This is a genomic window from Polyangium jinanense (assembly GCF_028435265.1).
GTDB lineage: Bacteria > Myxococcota_A > Polyangia > Polyangiales > Polyangiaceae > Polyangium > Polyangium jinanense.
The window spans coordinates 89278-107252 of the sequence record NZ_JAGTJK010000019.1 but is presented as its reverse complement, the minus strand read 5'-3'; the positions used below and the strand labels follow the sequence as shown (position 1 = coordinate 107252).

The window sequence follows — 17975 nt, the reverse complement described above, 5'->3', positions numbered from 1 at the left end:
CGGCTACCGCCCGATTCCCCAGATCTCGCCCGTCGCCCAGGTCGCGTCGAGCAACGACAGCGCGCCGTGCACGACCTCCGCGGGCGTGCCGAAGCGGCCGAGGGGAGAGCGCGCGGCGAGTCGGTGCAGGCGTGTCGGATCGGCGTCGGCCTCGGGGTCGGCGACGATGCCGATCGCGAGCAGGTTGACGCGCACCTGCGGCGCGAGCTCGACGGCGAGCGCGCGCAGGCCCGTTTGCAGCGCGCCCTTCGCGGTCAGGTACGCGACGTGGTTCGGGAAGGGCCGCGTGACGCCCGCGTCGACGAGCGCGACGACCGCGCCCTCGGTGCGCGTGAGCTCCTCGGAGAGCGCGTTCACGAGCAGGAGCGGCGCGACCGCGTGCACGGCGAGCGTGTTCTCGAGATCCTCGCGCGAGAGCTTTTCGAGCGGTGTGTGCGGGAAGGGGCCGCAGGCGAGGATGATGCCGTCGAGCCGACCGCCTTCGAGCACGCGGCTCGCGATGCGCTCGGGCGCCTCGGGATCCCGCAGGTCCGCGCAGACGATGGTGGGTCGGCTGCCCGGCGCGCGTGTGAGCTCGTCGGCGAGGGCGTCGAGCCGCTCCTGGCTACGGGCCGTGATCGCGACGTGATCGCCGCGGTGCACGAGCGCCTTGGCGATGGCGACGCCGAGCCTACCGGTGGCGCCGACGACGAGGATACGCTTCGGATCGTGGGGGATCGTCATCCCTGCTCCTGCTCTCGGTCTCTGTCTCTGGAAGGGGAAGCTTGGACGTCGTTCGGGCGCGTCTCGTCGGCCACGGAGGCGGCGACGTGGAGCTCGCAGGAGAGCACGCCTTTCGTCCCGGCGATCTTGCCGGCGAGCGCGGAGAGGCTCTCTGCATGGCCGCGCAGCACCATCGTGTCGAGGTAGCGATCACGATCGATGCGCACGTGCTGGCTCGCGACGACGAGCTCGGCGCTGCCGGGTTCGGGCTCGGAGAGGCGCAGGACCTCGGCGCGCACGTGGGGCTTGTAGACGACCGAGAGCGTGGCGACGACGGGGGCGCCGCGGTCCCAGGCGGCGCGCGTGAGATCGGCGCGGACGAGATCGCGGATGGCTTCGGAGCGGTTCTCGTAGCCGAGCGCCGCGATGCGCCGATCGAACTCGGTGAGCAGCGCGCGGTCCATGGCCACGCCGAAGCGGACGAGATCGCTCATCGTTCGAACACCGTATCAGCTCACTGCTTCTTCCGGTCGAGGTGCCTGCGCGCGGCTTCCTGAATCGCCTGGGTGACATTCTTGCTCTTGGCGAGCTGGCGGACGTCCGCGTCGCGGAGGAGCGGGATCAGGCGCGTCGACATGGTGAGGGGCGTCTTCGGGTTCTCCACGAGGTTGCGCTTGATGGTGTAACTCTTCAGCCACTCGGCATTCGAGCCGAGGATCCGCAGCACCTCCTCGGAGACGTTGCGGTTCTTCGTGATGAGGTTGACGTCGTCCTCCTGGAGCATGGGGCTCCGGGCGACGGCGCTCGCGACGAGGCGGTTTCGGTCGCGCACGAGCAGGAGGCGCTCCTCCTTCGAGCCGAGCTGCGCGCGCCGCACCTTCTGGCTGATGCTCATGTCCGCGATGAGCTTGTAGAGCGGCTTGAACTTCGGCTTCACGGCCTCTGCGCCCTCGTCGCTCACCTCGTGGGTGTCCTCGGGGGCGGGCGAGGCGAGCGTGTCGGCGAGGGCGGCTGTCTCGGCGAAGAGGACGTCGTCGGGCGTGGGCTCGTCCGAGGCCTCGGGGATGAGCTCGCCTTCGAGCGCGGCCGCGGCCTCGCGGAAGGCGGGGATGCCGGAGAGCTCGAGGCCGTTTCGGCGCGCGAGGTCGACGATGCGATCGGCCGTGGACATGCGCGTCGCGCGGTTCATGTAGAGCAGCTCGATGAGCCGGGGGTGGGCGAGCAGGCGCGCCTCGTTCGTGGCCACGAGCTCGGTGACGAGCTCGGTCCCCGTCCGCGCGAGATGTTCGATCGTCGCCAGATCGACGCGCCGCATCGTGACGAGCTTCTCGAGGACGTCGAGCTTGTCCACCGAGGCCCGCGCGAGGGCGTCGATCACGGCCGGTTGGAGGTCACTCGCGAGGGCGGCGGCGAGCAGCGGCGCGGGCAGGGCGGCGAGTGTCGCGCGGGCCGTCGTGGCGACCTCGGCGCGCTCGCTTTGCGCGAGGTGCACGACCACGGCGAGGACGTCGGCCGGCTTCAGGCCCGGCGCCACGCCACGCGCGGCGAGCTCTTGCAGCTTTGGTGGCGCGCTCGGGTCGACGAGCTTCTGGGCGGGGCCTGGCAGGGAGCCGATGTCGATCGGGGCGCTCATGGTGGACCTGTGCTCTTCCGGCCGGCTTGCCATTGCTGGAGACCGTGCTCGGCACTATTCTCACCGACGTCGCGGTCCGTCGCGGCGAAAAGTTCGAGCCATGGGAAGCGGGCCTGCCGAAAGCGGGTTTCGCGTGACGTGGCAAGGCGTCCGTCCCGCCGGCTCGCGGGCGGAGAGCAGGGAGCTCGACATGGGGATCATGGATTTCGTCAAGGGTGGCGTGCGCGAGATGATGATTGCGCGCCCCGATAGGTTCAAAAACCTCATCGTCTACAAGCACCCGGATCAGAACATCCCGTTCTGGTCGCAGCTCACCGTCGACAGCGACGAGTGCGCGCTCTTCTTCAAGGACGGCAAGTACATGGGTTACTTGCCGCCGGGGCGTCACACGCTGCAGACGCAGAACATCCCGTTCCTGAACAACCTCATCAACAGCTTCACGGGCGGCGACGTCTTCATCGCGGAGATCTACTTCGTGAAGATGCAGCCGATCCGGAGCGTCCCGTTCGGCGGCCCGCTCGAGTCGATGGAGGATCCGATCCTCTACGAGTTCGTCACGCCCCGCATCTTCGGCGAGTTCTCGCTCGTCGTGACGGACCCGGTGCGGTTCGTCATCGGCTACCACGGCCAGGCGGCCGGCGCGCAGGACAACGACGTGATCCTGAACTGGATCAAGGGCCTGTTCTTCATGAGCGTGAAGACGGTCATCGGCCAGATGTGTGCGCAGCAGGGCAAGAGCCTGCTCAACCTCGGCGGCATGAGCATGGAGATCTCGGGGCGCATCCAGCAGAGCGCGCCGAACCTCGACGAGATCGGGGTGAAGATCCTGCAGATCGGCAACTTCAACATCAACTTCGCGGCCGACGATCAGAAGCGCCTGACGGAGGCGAACAAGGCGCGGGCCGAGGCGCGGCGTGGCGTCGGGATCGCGGCGGACACGGCGCGGGCGCAGCAGTTCCAGCTCGATCAGAAGTTCCAGCAGGATGCGCGGTACGTGCAGCACCTCGCGGGCTCGCCGGCGTGGAACAACTACGCGGCCGGGCAGGCGATGATGGGCGCGGGCGAGGGCATGGCCAAGGGCGGCGGGAACACGGGCGTCGCGCAGCTCGGCGCGCAGGCCGCGATCGGCGTGGGCATGGCGCAGATGATGCACCCGCAGAACTTCCAGCAGCCGCAATACGCTCAGCAGCCGCAGCAGCAGCCGCAGCAGCAGGCGCCGGGCGGGGGGCAGAGCGTGGAGGCGCGGCTCCAGAAGCTCGCGTCGCTGAAGCAGCAGGGCCTCATCAGCGATGAGGACTTCAACGCGCGCAAGGCGAAGATCCTCGAAGAGATCTGAGCCGCCGAGCGGCCTCGACCCAAGGGCACGGGCGCCTCGCGAGAACCGCGGGCGCTCGTGCTTCGTACGTTCGAGAAGGTTGCCCAACCCTCAGGCGCATTGATACCGTGGGGACTCGGGGGCAGGGCGGTGGAAGCCGACGGTTTGTCCCCGCGCGGGACACCCATTTTGAGGACGCGGCCTGCCGGTTCCTCGGTTAGAGTTGTTCAGTGGCGCGAACCATCCGCATAGGGAACGACGCTCCGGCGCCTTCGCCCGCCCCTCCTCGCGAGCCGAACGGAGCCGCCGTGGACGCATCGCTCGTGACCGACGGGAAGCAAAAGCGGGCGCGCGCCCGGCGCTGCCCCGCCTGCGACAAGTGCTTCTCCGGCGAGGTGCGCTTCTGCCCGTACGACGGCGACGCGCTCATCGACGCGCCGGACTGGAACCCGAACGCCGATCCGCTCATCGGCCAGATCATCGACAGCCGTTACGAGGTCGTGTCGGTGCTCGGCGAGGGCGGGACGGGCTCGGTGTACGAGGTTCGGCACACCACGCTCGGGCGCAGGTTCGCCCTCAAGGTGCTGCGCGCCGACATCGCGCGCGACGCGCAGATCGTCACGCGGTTCATCCAGGAAGCGAAGGCGGCCGCGGCGATCGGGCATCCGAACATCGTCGCCGTGAGCGACTTCGGCGAGGTCGTTCCGGACAAGAGCGCGCCGCTCAGCTCGAAGGTCCCGTACTTCGTGATGGAGCTGCTCACGGGGAGCTCCCTCGCGAGCGTGCTGCGCAGCGAGCGGATCCTGCCGGCGGATCGCACGGCGGCGATCGGGCTTCAGTGCGCGCTCGGCCTCGCGTCGGCGCACGAGGCGGGCGTCATCCACCGCGATCTCAAGCCGGACAACGTCTTCCTCGTCCGCAGCGGCGATCGCGAGTTCGTAAAACTACTCGATTTCGGCCTCGCGAAGATCGCGGGCACGAGCCGCGTCACGCGCCAGGGCATCATCTTCGGCACGCCACACTACATGAGCCCCGAGCAAGCGATGGGGCAGCCCGTGGATCATCGCACTGACATCTACGCGCTCGGCGTGATCATGTACGAGTGCCTGACCGGCCGCGTGCCCTTCGAGGCCGACAGCTTCAAGGGCGTGCTCGATCAGCACATCCACGGCGCGGCTGTGCCCGTCGAGCAACGTGTCCCCGATCCCTCGCAGATCGGGCCGCTCGGCGAGATCATCAACCGTTGCCTCGCGAAAAACCCGGCCGAGCGGTTCGCCACGATGGCGGAGCTCGCAGCGGCGCTCGAAGAGGCGATGGGCCTCATTCCGCAGAGCGGCGATCTCATGTTCGGCGAGGAAGGCCAGGCGATTGGCCCGCCGCGCGCGGAAAAACGCGAGGCGCCTGCCGCGTCGGCCGCGCGGGGGCCGCTCGTCGTGGTGCTCGCCGCGGCCACGGTGATCGCGCTCGGCGTGGTCGCGTATCTCGCGATCCAGCCGCCGCTCACGCCGCAGACGACAGGGGCGACGGCGACGGCTCCCACGACGCCGACCGCGCCGACGGCGACGGTTCCCGCGACGCCGACGACGCCGGCCGCAGTCGCGACGCCTGCGCCGACGCCCACGGTGACGACGCCGCCCGCGGTCACGACGGAGGAGCCGACGCCGCCGACGCCGACCGCGCAGGTCCCGCCGACGCCGACGGGCGCGCAGACGGCCGTGGTGCGTCCGTTTGGCACGACGACCGGCGGCACGTGGAAGAGCACGGGCTCGCCGCCCACCGCGACCGCGCCTGCGACCACGCCGACGCCGCCGCCGACCACGACGACGAAGAAGAAGTCGGGCGGCGGTGGGGACGTCGTCGATCCGTGGGGCTAGCGAGGACCGCCGGCGTTCTCGATCACTTGCGAATGACGGGCCCTTGCTGCCGGGATCACCCGACTTGACACCCGACGCGCGCCCTCGCCATCCTTCCTGGGCGGAAAACCCTCGTGGCAAAACAACAGCTCCTCCTGGTCGACGCTGACGCCCGCAGCCTGCGGGTGCTCGAAGTAAGCCTCAAAAAGGCCGGTTTCAGCGTCACGACGGCGCAAGACGGAGCGGATGCCCTCTCGAAGATCGAGCTCTCGTCGCCCGACCTGATCCTCACCGACACGCGCCTGCCGAACATGGACGGCTACGCGCTCGTGCGGCGGCTCAAGGAAAACCGCGATTGGGCCTCGATCCCGGTCGTCTTCCTCACGAGCCAGAAGTCGATCGAGGACAAGATCCGGGGCCTCGAACTCGGCGTCGAGGACTACCTCACGAAGCCGATCTTCGTCCGCGAGCTCATCGCGCGCGTGAATCTGCTGATCGCGCGGCGCACGCGCGAGGGCATCGCCACGAAGCAGCAGAACCAGACCGGCGGCCGCACGCGCTTCAGCGGGCTCGTCTCGGACATGGGCGTGGTCGACTTGCTGCAGACCTTCGAGGTCAGCCGCAAGAGCGGCATCGTGCACATTCGCTACGAGCGGCACGACGCGCACATTTACTTCCGCGAAGGCAAGGTCGTCGACGCGACGCTCGGGCGTCTCATGGGAGAGGAGGCGGTGTATCGCGCGCTCCTGTGGAACGAGGGGTCGTTCGAGGTCGAGTTCTGCAAGGTCGACAATGTCGACGTGATCGGCGCCTCGACGCAGGGCCTCCTGATGGAAGGCATGCGGCGCGTCGACGAGTGGGGGCGGCTGCTCGAAGCGCTTCCGTCGCTGACGACGGTGTTCGAGGTGAACGCCGAGGAGCTCGTCGATCGGTTGAACGAGATCCCCGACGAGCTGAACGGGATTCTTCGGTTGTTCGATGGCCGTCGTGATCTGATGGGCGTCGTCGATGCGTCGCCGTTCGAGGATCTCTCGACGCTGTCGACGATATCGAAGCTCTATTTCGAGGGGCTGCTCGTGCCCCGCATGGAACCCTCGGAGCCGCCGGCGCCGCCGGAGGACGCGATGGTAGGCGAAGGCGCGCACGACGAGGCGGCGCCGCAGACCGCGATGGCGCGTTCGCTGCTCGGCGCGACGTCGTCGCAACGCGCGGTCATCCCCGGCGAGCCGATCGCGCCGATGCCGGGGGATCTGCTCTTCGAGGATCCGGTCGTGCCAGCCGCGTCGTCGATGATGCTGTCGGCGACGGCGCCGGTGAGCACGCGCGGGCGAGGCGCATGGGGCGGCGTGACGAGCCCGATTCGATCGATCGGGATCTCTCCCGCGCCGGAGAGTCGGCTGAATCCGCCGCGCGGGCCGGAGACGATCCGGCAAGGGACGCCCGGCGCGAGCGCGGTGGCAGCGACGCGCGCGGTCGAGGAGGAGCGGCCGCCGCAGACGCGTCGCGCAGGGGGGAAGGGTGCGCTCGGCGCGCCGGGGCGGCTCGCTGCAGACGAGGGCGAAGAGACCGCGCCGCCGACGACGGCGTCAGGTCGAGCGCCGGGCGCAGCACCGCCGCCCGTGTCGGCGCCGGAGCCAGCGGCCCATGCAGCCGCGGACGCCGCGCCGGAAGAAGCACCGCCCGAGCCGCTGAAGGCCGCCGAGACGACGCAACCCACCGAGCGTGAAGCCGTGCGGCTGCCGGAACCCGAGGCTGCACCGGAGGAGGCCGCGTCGGAGGCGGCCGAGGCGCCAGCCGAGGAGGCGACGCAGGAAGAGGCGCCTGCCGAGGCCGCGGAGGCGACGCAAGAAGAGGCGCCTGCCGCGGAGGAAACAGCGGCCGCAGAGGCATCGGCGGAAGCGGCTCCGGCCGAGGAGAGCGCGAGCGACGAGGGCGCGGCGCCTCCCGCGGAGGAGGCGTACGCGGAGGGATCGGGCGAGCCGCTGGAGGATGCGGCCAGCGCGGAGATGGCGCGCATCAGCGAGCCGCCTCCGTCGAGCGACGTGCTCCCGATCGGCCCGTCGCCCGAGCAACGCGCGCGTCAGGCGCGGATGATGAAGATCGTCGGCGGGGTGCTCGCCGTGCTCGCAGTGCTCGTGCTCATCGGCATCGCGAAGCAGCAATTGTCCGGACGAACCGACACGAAAGGCACGAGCACGACGCTGCCGACGCCGCCCGCGCCGACGCCGACGACCACGCAGAACACGGTCGCGCCCGCGGTCACGACGCAAGCGCCTGCGCCCGCGCCGACACCGACGACCACGCCGACGGCAGAGCCCACGGCCGCGCCGACGGTGGAGCCCACGGCGGCCCCGTCGTCCGCGCCGACCTCGCAGCCGGCGTCGACGGGCAAACCTTCGGGCGGTGAGGCACCCGCGTCGGAGCCTACGCCTCCGCCCACGCCCGCCGATGACTCGGGCCCGCTGCCGGTGCGGATCCAGAAGGCGATGGAGTCCGGCAACATGGGCAAGGCGCGGCAGCTTGCGAAGCAGTACACGCAGCAATCGCCGGGCAGCGCCGAGGCCTGGTACCTGCTCGGCGCGGCGGGCGGAGGCGCGTCCGCGTTCCGCAAGTGTGCCGAGATCGCGGGGCCCGAGTCGGCGCGCGGCGCCGAGTGCCGCGCGCTCGCCGGGATGTGATCACGCGTCGTTCTTCGGTGCGCGGTCGATTCGCGGATCGAGGAGCGGCGCGAGCAGATCGACGAGCAAGGTCGAAAGCACGACGGCCGTCGAGGCCACGAGCACCGTCGCGACGATGACGGGCCCGTCACGGTTGAGGAGCGACTCGACGGCCATCTGCCCCATGCCGGGCCACCGGAAGAGCCGCTCGGTCACGACGGCGCCGCCGACGAGCGCGCCGAGATCGAGCGCGGCGAGCGTGGTAATCGGGACGAGCGTCGGGCGCAGGCCATGCACGATGAGGGCTCGCACGCGTGAGGCGCCCTTGGCGAGCGCGGTGCGCACGTGGTCTTCGGCGAGCGCGGCGCCGAGCTCGGCGCGGACGAGGCGCGAGTAGAGGGCGCTGCCGTAGATGCCAAGCGTGAGGGCCGGTAGCACGAGCGAAAGAAGATGCTCGCCGGGGGTTTTTCCGAGCCCGTCGTACGGGAGCACGCCGAGGCGATGCGCGAGCACGTACTGGAGCACGAGCCCGGTGAGGAACGTGGGCGCGCTGATGCCGAGGAGCGAGAGGCCCGCGCCGAGCTCGTCCCATCGGCTGCCGCGGCGCGCGGCCGTGGTGATGCCGAGGCCGAGGCCGAGCGAGAGCTGCACGAGCAGCGCGGCGAGCGCGAGCTCGAGCGAGCGCGGGAGCTTCGCAGCCACGAGGTCCACGACGGGCCTTCGATAATGAAAGCTCTGCCCGAGATCGATGTGCACCGGCCCGATCGCCGCGCAGCTCCGGTGCTCGCGCTCCTTGCGGGCTTCCGCCGTGGGGCCCGCGCCGGTGTGCACGAGCCTTCGCATGAAGCGCAGGTACTGCACGCGGAGCGGGCCGCCATGTCCGTAGAGCTCGCGCGCGCGCGCGACGTCGGCGGCCGAGGCCTGCGGCCCGACGAGCATGCGCACCGGATCACCGGGCAGCACGTGCACCAGGACGAACGACACCATCGTCACGCCGTAGATGACGACGAGCGCCCAGCCGACGCGGCGCGCCAAACGCGCGAGGCTCATCGCCATGGCGAACCTCGTCGGGAAGCGAAGGGGAGCAAGAGCGACGCGGGCCCGAGCTTCGATTGTGTGTGTGCCTCGGCGAGGGCGACCGTGTCGATCCAGGTGTCGCGGAAGCGCTGCGGGACGATCGGGTGCGGCGTGTAGCCGCGCACGTAGGGTTGCCAGATCTCGAAGGCGCGCGGGGAATACACCGGCACCCACGGGGCCTCGTCGCGGACGATCTCCTCGGCGCGCACGAAGAGGCGGCGTCGCGCTTCGGGATCACGCTCGCTCGACGCGGCTTCGAGGACGCGGTCGAACTCCTCGTGCGCGAAGAAGGCGTAGTTCTGCGAGTGGTCGTCGTCGATCGCGCGGGACGAGAGCGTGGGCTCGAAGAAGTTTCCGGGGTCGGGGAAGTCGGCCTCCCAGCCGGCCCAGCCCATGGGGGTCGTGCGCCTGCGTGAAGCTTCCGCCAGGTACGTCGCGAAACTCGTGAGCCGCAGCCGCACGCGAAGTCCGATACGCGCGAGCTGCTCCGCGAAGACTTCGGCCGCTTGCTGCTCGAACGTGTCCGCGGGCGCGAGGTAGTCGATGGGATGCGGGTAGCCGCCGCGGCCCGTGGCCGGGTCGAAGGCGTATCCCGCGCGCCGCATTTCTTCGAGCGCCGCGGCGAGGTCGTGACGGCGCATGGGCGGGATGCCCTCGGCCCCCGGGATGCCTTCGGGGAGCACACGCGACGTGGCGCGCACTTCGCTGCGCACCTTTTCGAGCACGCTCGGATCGACCGCGAGCGCGACGGCGCGACGCACGGCGCGCACGTCGAAGGGCGAGAGCTCGGTGTTCATGAAGATCGCGTTCGTCGCGCGGGAACGTGAGAACGCGTGCTGCCCCGACCACGCGGAGCTCGCGCGGTAGAGGGCGGCATCCTGGCTGCCGAGATCACGCGTGTAGTCGAGCGCGCCGCGTTCGAACTTGTAACGTTGCGACGTGGAGCGCTCGCTCGTGTGCCACTCGATCGCGTCGAGGTAGGGTTTGCCCGGCTCGAAGTAGGCCACGTGCCGCGCGAGCCGGATCGGAGCCTCGGGCTCCCACGACGCGACGCGAAAAGGACCGGCGCCGCAGGGCAAGGGCGGGTGGGCAGCGTCGACGGTTGCGCCGGAAGACGGGCACACGGGCGCGGCGAACGCGAGCGTGAGGAGCGGGAGGAACGTCGGGTCGGGGCGCTCGAGCGTGATCTCCACGGTGAGGTCGCCCGTGGCGCGCACGCCTTCGAGGTGAGGCGTTTTGCCCGCATGAAAGGCGGAAAAACCGAGGATGGACGCGTAGTGGCTCGCGGCCGGGCAGGGCGTGCGCGGGTGGAGCGTGCGTTCGAGGGAGCGCGCGACGTCGGCGGCGCGGAGAAGCGCGCCGTCGTGGAAGACGACGCCGTCGCGAAGGAAGAAGGTGTACGTGCGGCCGTCGGCTGCGATCTGGATGTCGCGCGCGAGCTCGGGGACGATGCGGCCGTCTTCGGCGAAGGTGACGAGGCGCGCGAAGACGAGGTCGGAGAGCGCGGTGGCGGCCTCGTCGTAGGCGAGCGCGGGATCGAGCGTACGCACGTTGACGATGGTGGCGACGCGGAGCGTGCCGCCACGCATGGGTGCGCGATCGGGCGGATGCGAGGTGAGCGGCGGCGCGACGGGCGCCGGGCGGATGACGGCGAGGAGAAGGAGCGCGGCCGCGACGAGCAGGAGATCGGCGTGCACGCGTGCCTTCGGCGGGGTTTGTCCCGACGGAGCTTCCAACGCGTCGCGCAAACCTTCGCCGACGCGACCGAACGCGAGCACGGAGATGAGGATGGCGATCGCGGGCGCGGCGACGAGGCCGAGGCGCGTGCCGACGAAGGGCTCGGCCTCGTACAGCATGCGTCCCCACGTGGCCTCGGGCGGCGGCACGCCGAGCGAGAGGTACCCGAGGACGGCCTCGGCGAGCATCATCTGTCCGACGCTCGTGGTCGCGAGCACCACGATGGAGCTCGCGGCGTTGGGAAGGACATGGCGTAAGACGATACGCACGTGCCCCGCGCCGAGCGCGCGCGCAGCCGTGACGAACGAGAGCGAGCGGATCTGCATCGTCTTCGCGCGGAGCACACGCGCGAAGCCGCCCCAACCCGAGAGGCCGAGCACGCAGAGCACGGTGAGCGTGTCGGATCGACCGACGAACGCGCCGATTGCCGTGACGACGAGCAGGAACGGGAGCGCGAGCAGGATGTCGACGATCCGCATGAGCGTGACGTCGATCGCCGCGGCGCGCGTCTGTGCGGCATACCCCGCCGTCACGCCGACGGCGGTGCCGACGAGCGTGGCGATCAGCGTGGCGAGGGTTGCGATGCCGAGCGAGAGCCGTCCGCCGTGCGCGAGGCGCGCGAGCACGTCGCGGTAGAGCGCGTCGGTGCCGAGGAGGTGTGTCCGCGAGGGACCGGGGGGCGCGCCGAGCGCGTCACGCACGAGGGTGAAGTCGCTCGTGTTGGGATCGTGCGGGACGAGGAGGGGACCGAGGAGGGAAAAACCGACGAGCCCGAGCACGAGGAAAAACCCCGTACGTTGCGCGGGGTTCTTGGCGAAGGTCCGCGCGGCCTCGCGGAGGTTCACCGTTTGCCCTCCAAGAATTGCGCGGCGAGGTCGGCGAACTCGCGCGGGCGCTCCTCGTGCGGGGCGTGCGCGGCGTCGAGGATCGCGAGCTTGGCCTGGGGCAGCTCGCGCGCGAGGCGCTGCGCGGAGGCCGCCGGAAAGATGCGATCGTCGCGGCCCCACACGACGAGCGTGGGCGTCGTGATGCGCGTGATGCGCGCGACGATCGGTCGCGTGTCGAGGATGGCGCGCAGCACTGCGTACGCGCTTTCGCGCGCGGAGGGGCCGTTGAAGAAGTCGTAGTGCTGATCGATGCGCTCGTGCGGCAGCGCCGCGCCGGGGCGGAAGAACTCGTCGCGGAAGTAGGAGCGGAACGTCCTGCGTCCGTAGAGCTGCTTGAAGATCGCGCCGCCGAGCACGGGCAAGAGCGGCAAGCGGCCGCGGAGGCTCAGCGGGAACGGGTAACAGAGCGCGTCCTCCACGACGAGGCGCGTCACGAGCTCAGGGTGTTCGGCCGCGAGCGTGAGCGCGACGGCCGCGCCCATCCCGTGGCCGATGACGGACGCGCGGCCGACGCCAAAGGCCGCGATGAGATCGGCCATCGACTCGGCGAAGGCCTCGATCCCGTACGGATAACGTGTCGGGCTCGGCTTCTCGCTCTCGCCGAACCCGGGCAGATCGGGCGCGATGACGTGAAAGCGCGGCGCAAGCGCGTCGATGATGTCGTCGAACGAGCGGTGGCTCACGAGGAAGCCGTGCACGAGCAAGAGCGCGGGCCCCGAGCCTGCTTCGAGGACACGCATGCGGACGCCGCGGGCATTCACATCCCGCAGGACCCGCGCAGGGGGGTCGGGGTTCTTGTCGGCCATGGGAGGGAGCAAGCCTATCAGTCGTGCGGAAAGCGGCAGTCAGTGTAGGGAGATGCACTCATTGACGGGGGAGGGGGGGATCCTCAGATGCACAAAACGGTCAAGAAAAAACGATCCTAGGGCGGACCGAAAATGTCCTAGTGCGTTTCGGAAAATGCGGGAGGCGCAGGCTCTTCGCGCATCCGGAAATAATCACAGTCCGTTAGATTGACTGTATTCTACTGAGTGGAATACATTCACGAGCGTCGTTAAGGGAGCTGCCCCGAACGGGGCGGAGGCGGAACCTTGCAGCGGATCTCGGACGACGCGCTCGATCGTCTCGAACGCGAACACGAACAAGGCATCACGTCGGCCGAGATCCTCGACATCTTCGCCGCCCACGGGATCAAATTCAGTGAGGCCACGCTTCGAAAATACGTACAGCTCGGCCTCCTGCCCCGGAGCGTCCGGGTCGGCAAAAAGGGAAAGCACCAGGGCTCGCAAGGGCTCTACCCGGCGACGGTGGTCAGGCAGATCCAGCGCATCAAGGAAATGATGGCGCAGGACTACACGATCGAGGAGATCCAGCGGGAGTTCCTCTTCGTGAGGGGTGACATCGAGGAGCTCGAGCGGACAATCGGTAAAGTGTTCGATGCGCTTCGTGACGCAGCCAAGGATCGGCGAAGCGACACGAGCGATCGAGCCATCCATCAGGAGCTCTCCATGGCGGAGAGGCTCGCCAAGGACCTCGTGGCCAAGCTCTCGGCGATCGAAGAGCGATTGATGGCCCAGGCCCGGCTCTCGCGAAGAGCAGCGGCAACAGGCTCCTGAAGGACCGAAAAAAAAGATTTTTCCGCGGCGTCGCGGTTGACGCCTCGGGGCTGATTTCAAGTCGATGAAGGACGGCTGGACCGTCCTCCATCGATGAAGACGAAAACGTAATCGACAGGGAGCAGGACCCCTGCACTCGTCCGGACCGGTCTCCGAACGGGCAGGGGGACGTGCGCGCGCAGTACGGAAGGACCAGCGGGAGGCAGCGCATGGCAACGATGGGTGATGGCGAGCTCGGCGGTTTCGGAGAGCTCGAGGACGATATGGACAGCGGCATGAACGACGCGCAGACGAGGGAGACCGGCGACGAGAACCTCGTCGAGGGCGCGCTCGCCCGAAAGGCAGCCCCCGCAACATCCGCAACCGCGATCACGCGCGAGCAGAGGCGCTCGCGTCGCAAGCGTGAGGTCCGCGCCCGGACGATCAGCGTCAAGCGCATGACCAAGCGCGAGCTCGAGATCGGGCGGATGCTCTATCCCGAGGTGGACTACTGGAAGCCGCGCACGCGCGCCGAGTGCGCCGACGGTCCGCGGCCGTGCCCGTACGTGTCGTGCAAGCACCACCTGTTCCTCGACGTGTCGGCAAGGACGGGCGCAATCAAGCTGAACTTCCCGGATCTCGAAGCCTGGGAGATGAGCGAGAGCTGCGCGCTCGACGTGGCCGATCGTGGTGGCACGACGCTCGAAGACGTGGGCGCCATCATGAACCTGACGCGCGAGCGCATCCGTCAGGTCGAGGTGAAGGCACTCGCAAAGCTGCAAGCGCTGCGCGACATGATGGGGCTGCGCGACTACGTGGACGAGGGTCCCGTCGGCAAGCGTCGTCTGCCCGTGCTCGCGCAGAGCGACGACGAGGACATCGACGAGGAAGAGCGCGACGAGGACGAGGACGACGACGATTTCGATGATGACGACGCCGCCGAGGCCAAGGCAGATTCGGATTCGGATTCGAAGGAGCCGCAGCTTCTCGAAGAGTCGGACGATCTGTTCTGAGGGGAGCCCCGCAGCGGCGTAGCGCCGGGGTTTCACCCCGGTCCCGACCAGGGGCTGTTCGCCCCTGGACCCGAACCAGGGCAAGCCCTGGACCTCAGGTGCATCGACCGCGATGCGGTCGATGCATGGGATCAGGGATCCGGGTGCGTCTCGACCACGAGGAGCGCGTTTTCGGCGAGGGACGTCGCAAGGAAGGCGGCGATCGCTTGGGCCGTGGGCGTTTCGCGGGGCGTTTGGCTGCGGCCAGACCAGAGCTGGATGAGGCGGCGGCGCGGGTCGGCGCGTGATTCGGTGTCACGTCGCGACGCGAGCGCCGCAGCGCGGCTGAACTCCGGCGCGCCAAGGCCCGAGCGCGAGAGCCGGCCAAGGAGCGCGCGGACGTCGTTCACCGCAGACGCAAGCAAATCCGAAGGCGCGCGGACGTCGATGACGAGCGCAGCAGCTTGATTCGTGCCGACGATGCGCGCCGTCGCGCGGACGCCGTTCGAAGGCGGGAGCGCAGCCTCGAGGAGGCCACCGTCGCCGCCGAGCGCGAGCGCGACGAAGAGCGCGAGGTCGTGGCCAGACGCAGAGACGGCCGGCATGGGCGCCGCGACGAGCGCCTGCGCGAGGCCTGCATCACGCGCGAGGCGCGCCGTGAGCGGGCCCGTGCGAGGCGCGCCGCGTGTCGAGGTCGGACAAGCGCGCGCAGGCGGTCGCGGGACGAGCCATCGATCCACGGCCTGCGCGACCTCCGCAGCTTGCGCGGCGTCCGCATTCGCGAGCACCGCGAGGCGGAGCGGTCCTTCGAGGAGCGTGCGCAGCCGGAGGCGCGTGCCTTCGAGGCCCGCACCAGAGACACGCGTGTAGACGCCGAGCGGATCGAGCCACGAGGGATGTTCGGGCACGAGCGCGGACGCGAGCGTTTCGAAGGCGACGCCGCCGCGGCCGGTCGTGCGCTCGATGTGCGCGAGCGCCGAGGTGCGCGCTTCGGTGAGCGCGAGCGACGTGAGCGCAGTCGGCGACAAGGCACGCGCAGCCGCATCGCCGACACGCCGCGCGAGTTCGACGGGCGTTTCGTGTTCGTCACGCGGCGCGGCATGCGCGACGAGGCCGACGCCATCCGGTCCGACCCAAGGTTCGAGGGCGACACCCGCGTTCGGATCACGCGAGGCCGCGGCCGCGAGCATCGCGAGCGCCGTCAAGCCCGCGTCGGTCGCGCCTTCGTCGACGACGCCACAAGGGCTCGCGACGAGGGCCCAGAGCTCACCCTGGCCACGCTCGACAGCGGCGCGACGCTCGACGACAGGCTCGTTCGCCTTCGCCCACGCGCTGTCGAGCTCGGCGGCGAAGGTGCGTCCGGACGATCCAGGCGCGGTCGTTGCGCGTGGCGGCAAGGCGAGCGCGACGGCGAGACGCGGAGGCGCAGAAGGAACGGGCGTCGTGAGATCCCACCAGGCAGCGCGGGATGCGGCGTCGCGCGGGTCGGCCGCGGAGAGGATCTGGCGCATCGCGACAGAGGCGTTCGCAGGGGCCGCGCTTTCGAGGCGGATTTCGTGACGCGTGATGGCAGCCGCGCGGGCAGCTGCGCGCTCGAGCGCAGCGGGATCGATGCGCACGTCGGGCTCGATGGTGACGCTCACGCAGCCGCCGCGGGCGCGCGCGACGCCGACGACCTCCACGGCGTGGAACGCTTCCGGCAAGCTGCCGAGCCGCGCATGGAGCGGTGAGCCCGGAGCCGCGAGGCGCTCAGCGGTCGCGACCGCGCCGAGGGCATCGCCGAGCCGAACGGCGAGCGTGACCTGACCGCGCGGCGCGCTCTGCGGCGGCGCGACGTAACTCGCAACGGTGTCGGCGGTCGGGAAGGGATCGGCGGCGGGCTCGCCGATGGGCCAGCCTTCGCTCGCTTCGAGCGCCTTCGCGACGAGCGCGCCGAACGACGCGGGGCCGACGGCGGCGATGGAGGCGCGTCCTGCGTGCAGACCTTCGCGGCGTTGTCCTTCGAGCTCGCCGGCGAACGTGGGCGCAGCGGGATCGGGCACGGGCTCGCTCGGCGAGAGGCCGAGGCGCCCCGTGCACGCGGAGGCGGCCGCGAGCTCAGGCGCGTCGAGCGGCGTCTTGCGCAAGGCCAAAAGGCGGCGCGTGACGAGCGGCGTCTCGGGCCCGTTCGCGACGACGGGATCGCGCATCGCGCGGACGAGCGCACCGAAGAAGGGCGTGATGCGCGTGGTGTTGTCGACGAGCCACTCGACGCGGAAGCCGGTGCGATCGGCGCGCACGCGCGTCTCGAACCCCGCGGTCGTGAGGCGCGCCTCGACGAGCGCCGAGAGCACAGCGGCCGTGGCCGGGCCCGGATCCGTGGCGAACGCGACGGCGATGGCGGGCGCGGGATCACCGTCGCGGTTCACGAGCGTGAGGCGCGGGCGTTCGTCGAGGGCATGGACCTCGATCCCCGCGATCGGCGCGCCCCCGGGCGCGGTGAGCACCGAAGGACCACCCCGCGTGGACGTTGCATTCGCGCCGCTGCAAGAGGTGAGCACGAGGGGCGCGGCGAGCGCGGCGAAGCGCACGAACGTTCGCGACGGAGGCCGCCGCGGGTGGGTGTCGGGCGGGGTCTCGGGCGTCGTCTTCATGGCCGGTGCGAGGCGCGAGCTCGGGGGATCAGAGCTCGAAGTCGGCCGCGGAGCGAGGCGCGATCTTGAAGCCGTAGAAGTAGGTGACGACGCCGGTGACGGCCTTGAACTTCACGCCCTCGGCGAGGAGCGGGCCCTTGTTCTTCAGGTCGAAGAGCTCGTTCGAGATGCTCGGCACGTCGATCTGGCTGATGCCGCCGCCGACGTCGATCGGCGCGGAGTAACGGCCGCTGCTCTCGTACGCCTTGTCGGCGATCTCGACATTTTCGATGCGCACGAGCATGCCGAGCCACTGGCGCGCGCCTTCGTACGTCTTGAGGTCGGTGGTCGGGATCGTCCTCGCGGGAAGGTCCGGGCCGAGCTCGAAGCGGAACGTCATGGTGCCGCCGATCTCCGGCAAGGTGCGGCACTGCGGGAACGGGCCGCTCGTGGGACCGGGGAACTCCATGAGGTTGCCGAGCACGTCGACGACGTCGCCCTCGGCGAGGCGTAGATCCGGCGGGCTGAACGAGGGCGCGTACACCGTCATGCCGGAGTAGGGGCCGATCGGATCAGCGCAGCCGTCTTGCACGTAGTAGTTGCCCGACGCGCCGTTCCCGGTCTCGTCGAAGCGATCGATGGCCACGATGCGCAGGCCCGAGAGGTTGACCGGCCGATCGGGCGGGTAGCTGCACAAATTGCTCATCGCCTGGTCGGGATCGACCCAGGTCGGCTCCGAGACGACGTCGGACAGTCGGTCGCCTCCGCCACAAGGATCGGCGGCGGGCTTGCTGGGCGGATCTCCCGTGCCGCCGTCACCCGTGCCGCTGCAGGCCGAGGTGGCCAGGGCGACGAGGAGCGCAAACAAGGAAGTCCGCGCGGCAACGCGGGTCGGGGCGCACGGGGCGAAGCGGT

The 17975-nt window shown here is 70.1% G+C and carries 13 protein-coding genes; 5 read left to right on the top strand and 8 right to left on the bottom strand.

Annotated elements, in window-relative coordinates; genetic code table 11:
* Nucleotides 1–3: 3 nt before the first annotated feature.
* Genes KEG38_RS29240 through KEG38_RS29230 form a run of 3 tightly spaced genes read right to left on the bottom strand, consistent with a single transcriptional unit; the run spans nt 4 to nt 2335 of the window.
* Nucleotides 4–723, bottom strand: a complete 720-nt coding sequence (locus tag KEG38_RS29240) for an SDR family oxidoreductase (protein WP_272423167.1) — start codon at nt 721–723, stop codon at nt 4–6.
* Nucleotides 720–1196, bottom strand: a complete 477-nt coding sequence (gene nikR / locus KEG38_RS29235; protein ID WP_272423164.1) for a nickel-responsive transcriptional regulator NikR — start codon at nt 1194–1196, stop codon at nt 720–722. Before nikR ends, KEG38_RS29240 begins: the two co-directional genes overlap by 4 nt.
* 20 nt (nt 1197–1216) lie before the next feature.
* Nucleotides 1217–2335 (bottom strand): hypothetical protein, encoded by a 1119-nt coding sequence (locus KEG38_RS29230; RefSeq protein WP_272423162.1) that lies wholly within the window; start codon nt 2333–2335, stop codon nt 1217–1219.
* Between the two features lie 100 nt (nt 2336–2435).
* Here KEG38_RS29230 and KEG38_RS29225 point away from each other — a divergent pair, with 100 nt between their 5' ends.
* The 3 genes from KEG38_RS29225 (at nt 2436) to KEG38_RS29215 (ending at nt 8181) form a co-directional block, all read left to right on the top strand.
* Nucleotides 2436–3671 carry an SPFH domain-containing protein gene (locus KEG38_RS29225; RefSeq protein ID WP_272423161.1) on the top strand — a complete coding sequence of 412 codons (1236 nt, stop codon included), beginning with the start codon at nt 2436–2438 and terminating at the stop codon, nt 3669–3671.
* Nucleotides 3672–3958: 287 nt separating this feature from the next.
* Nucleotides 3959–5524 carry a serine/threonine-protein kinase gene (locus tag KEG38_RS29220; RefSeq protein WP_272423160.1) on the top strand — a complete coding sequence of 522 codons (1566 nt, stop codon included), beginning with the start codon at nt 3959–3961 and terminating at the stop codon, nt 5522–5524.
* A 113-nt stretch (nt 5525–5637) separates the two neighbouring features.
* On the top strand, nt 5638–8181 hold the full coding sequence (locus tag KEG38_RS29215; RefSeq protein WP_272423158.1) for a response regulator: 2544 nt from the start codon (nt 5638–5640) through the stop codon (nt 8179–8181).
* On the opposite strand, the gene KEG38_RS29210 is transcribed toward KEG38_RS29215, so the two are convergent.
* From KEG38_RS29210 to KEG38_RS29200, 3 genes are read right to left on the bottom strand one after another with little or no spacing between them, the layout of a single operon-like run.
* The gene (locus KEG38_RS29210) at nt 8182–9216 is read right to left on the bottom strand and encodes an ABC transporter permease (protein ID WP_272423157.1); all 1035 of its coding nucleotides are present in this window, start codon (nt 9214–9216) and stop codon (nt 8182–8184) included. It lies immediately after the preceding gene.
* On the bottom strand, nt 9207–11819 hold the full coding sequence (locus KEG38_RS55670) for an ABC transporter substrate-binding protein (RefSeq protein ID WP_272423155.1): 2613 nt from the start codon (nt 11817–11819) through the stop codon (nt 9207–9209). Before KEG38_RS55670 ends, KEG38_RS29210 begins: the two co-directional genes overlap by 10 nt.
* Entirely contained in the window at nt 11816–12667 is an 852-nt protein-coding gene (locus KEG38_RS29200) for an alpha/beta fold hydrolase (RefSeq protein ID WP_272423154.1), read from the bottom strand. The genes KEG38_RS55670 and KEG38_RS29200 overlap by 4 nt, the downstream gene beginning before the upstream one ends.
* 285 nt (nt 12668–12952) lie before the next feature.
* Here KEG38_RS29200 and KEG38_RS29195 point away from each other — a divergent pair, with 285 nt between their 5' ends.
* On the top strand, nt 12953–13477 hold the full coding sequence (locus KEG38_RS29195) for a MerR family transcriptional regulator (protein WP_272423153.1): 525 nt from the start codon (nt 12953–12955) through the stop codon (nt 13475–13477).
* A 209-nt stretch (nt 13478–13686) separates the two neighbouring features.
* Nucleotides 13687–14469: a sigma factor-like helix-turn-helix DNA-binding protein gene (locus KEG38_RS29190; RefSeq protein ID WP_272423152.1), complete on the top strand. Its 783-nt coding sequence runs from the start codon at nt 13687–13689 to the stop codon at nt 14467–14469.
* A gap of 131 nt (nt 14470–14600) precedes the next feature.
* On the opposite strand, the gene KEG38_RS29185 is transcribed toward KEG38_RS29190, so the two are convergent.
* Complete coding sequence (locus KEG38_RS29185; protein ID WP_272423150.1) at nt 14601–17081, bottom strand: hypothetical protein; 2481 nt, start codon at nt 17079–17081, stop codon at nt 14601–14603.
* A gap of 28 nt (nt 17082–17109) precedes the next feature.
* Complete coding sequence (locus KEG38_RS29180) at nt 17110–17928, bottom strand: hypothetical protein (RefSeq protein ID WP_272423148.1); 819 nt, start codon at nt 17926–17928, stop codon at nt 17110–17112.
* Nucleotides 17929–17975: the final 47 nt, after the last annotated feature.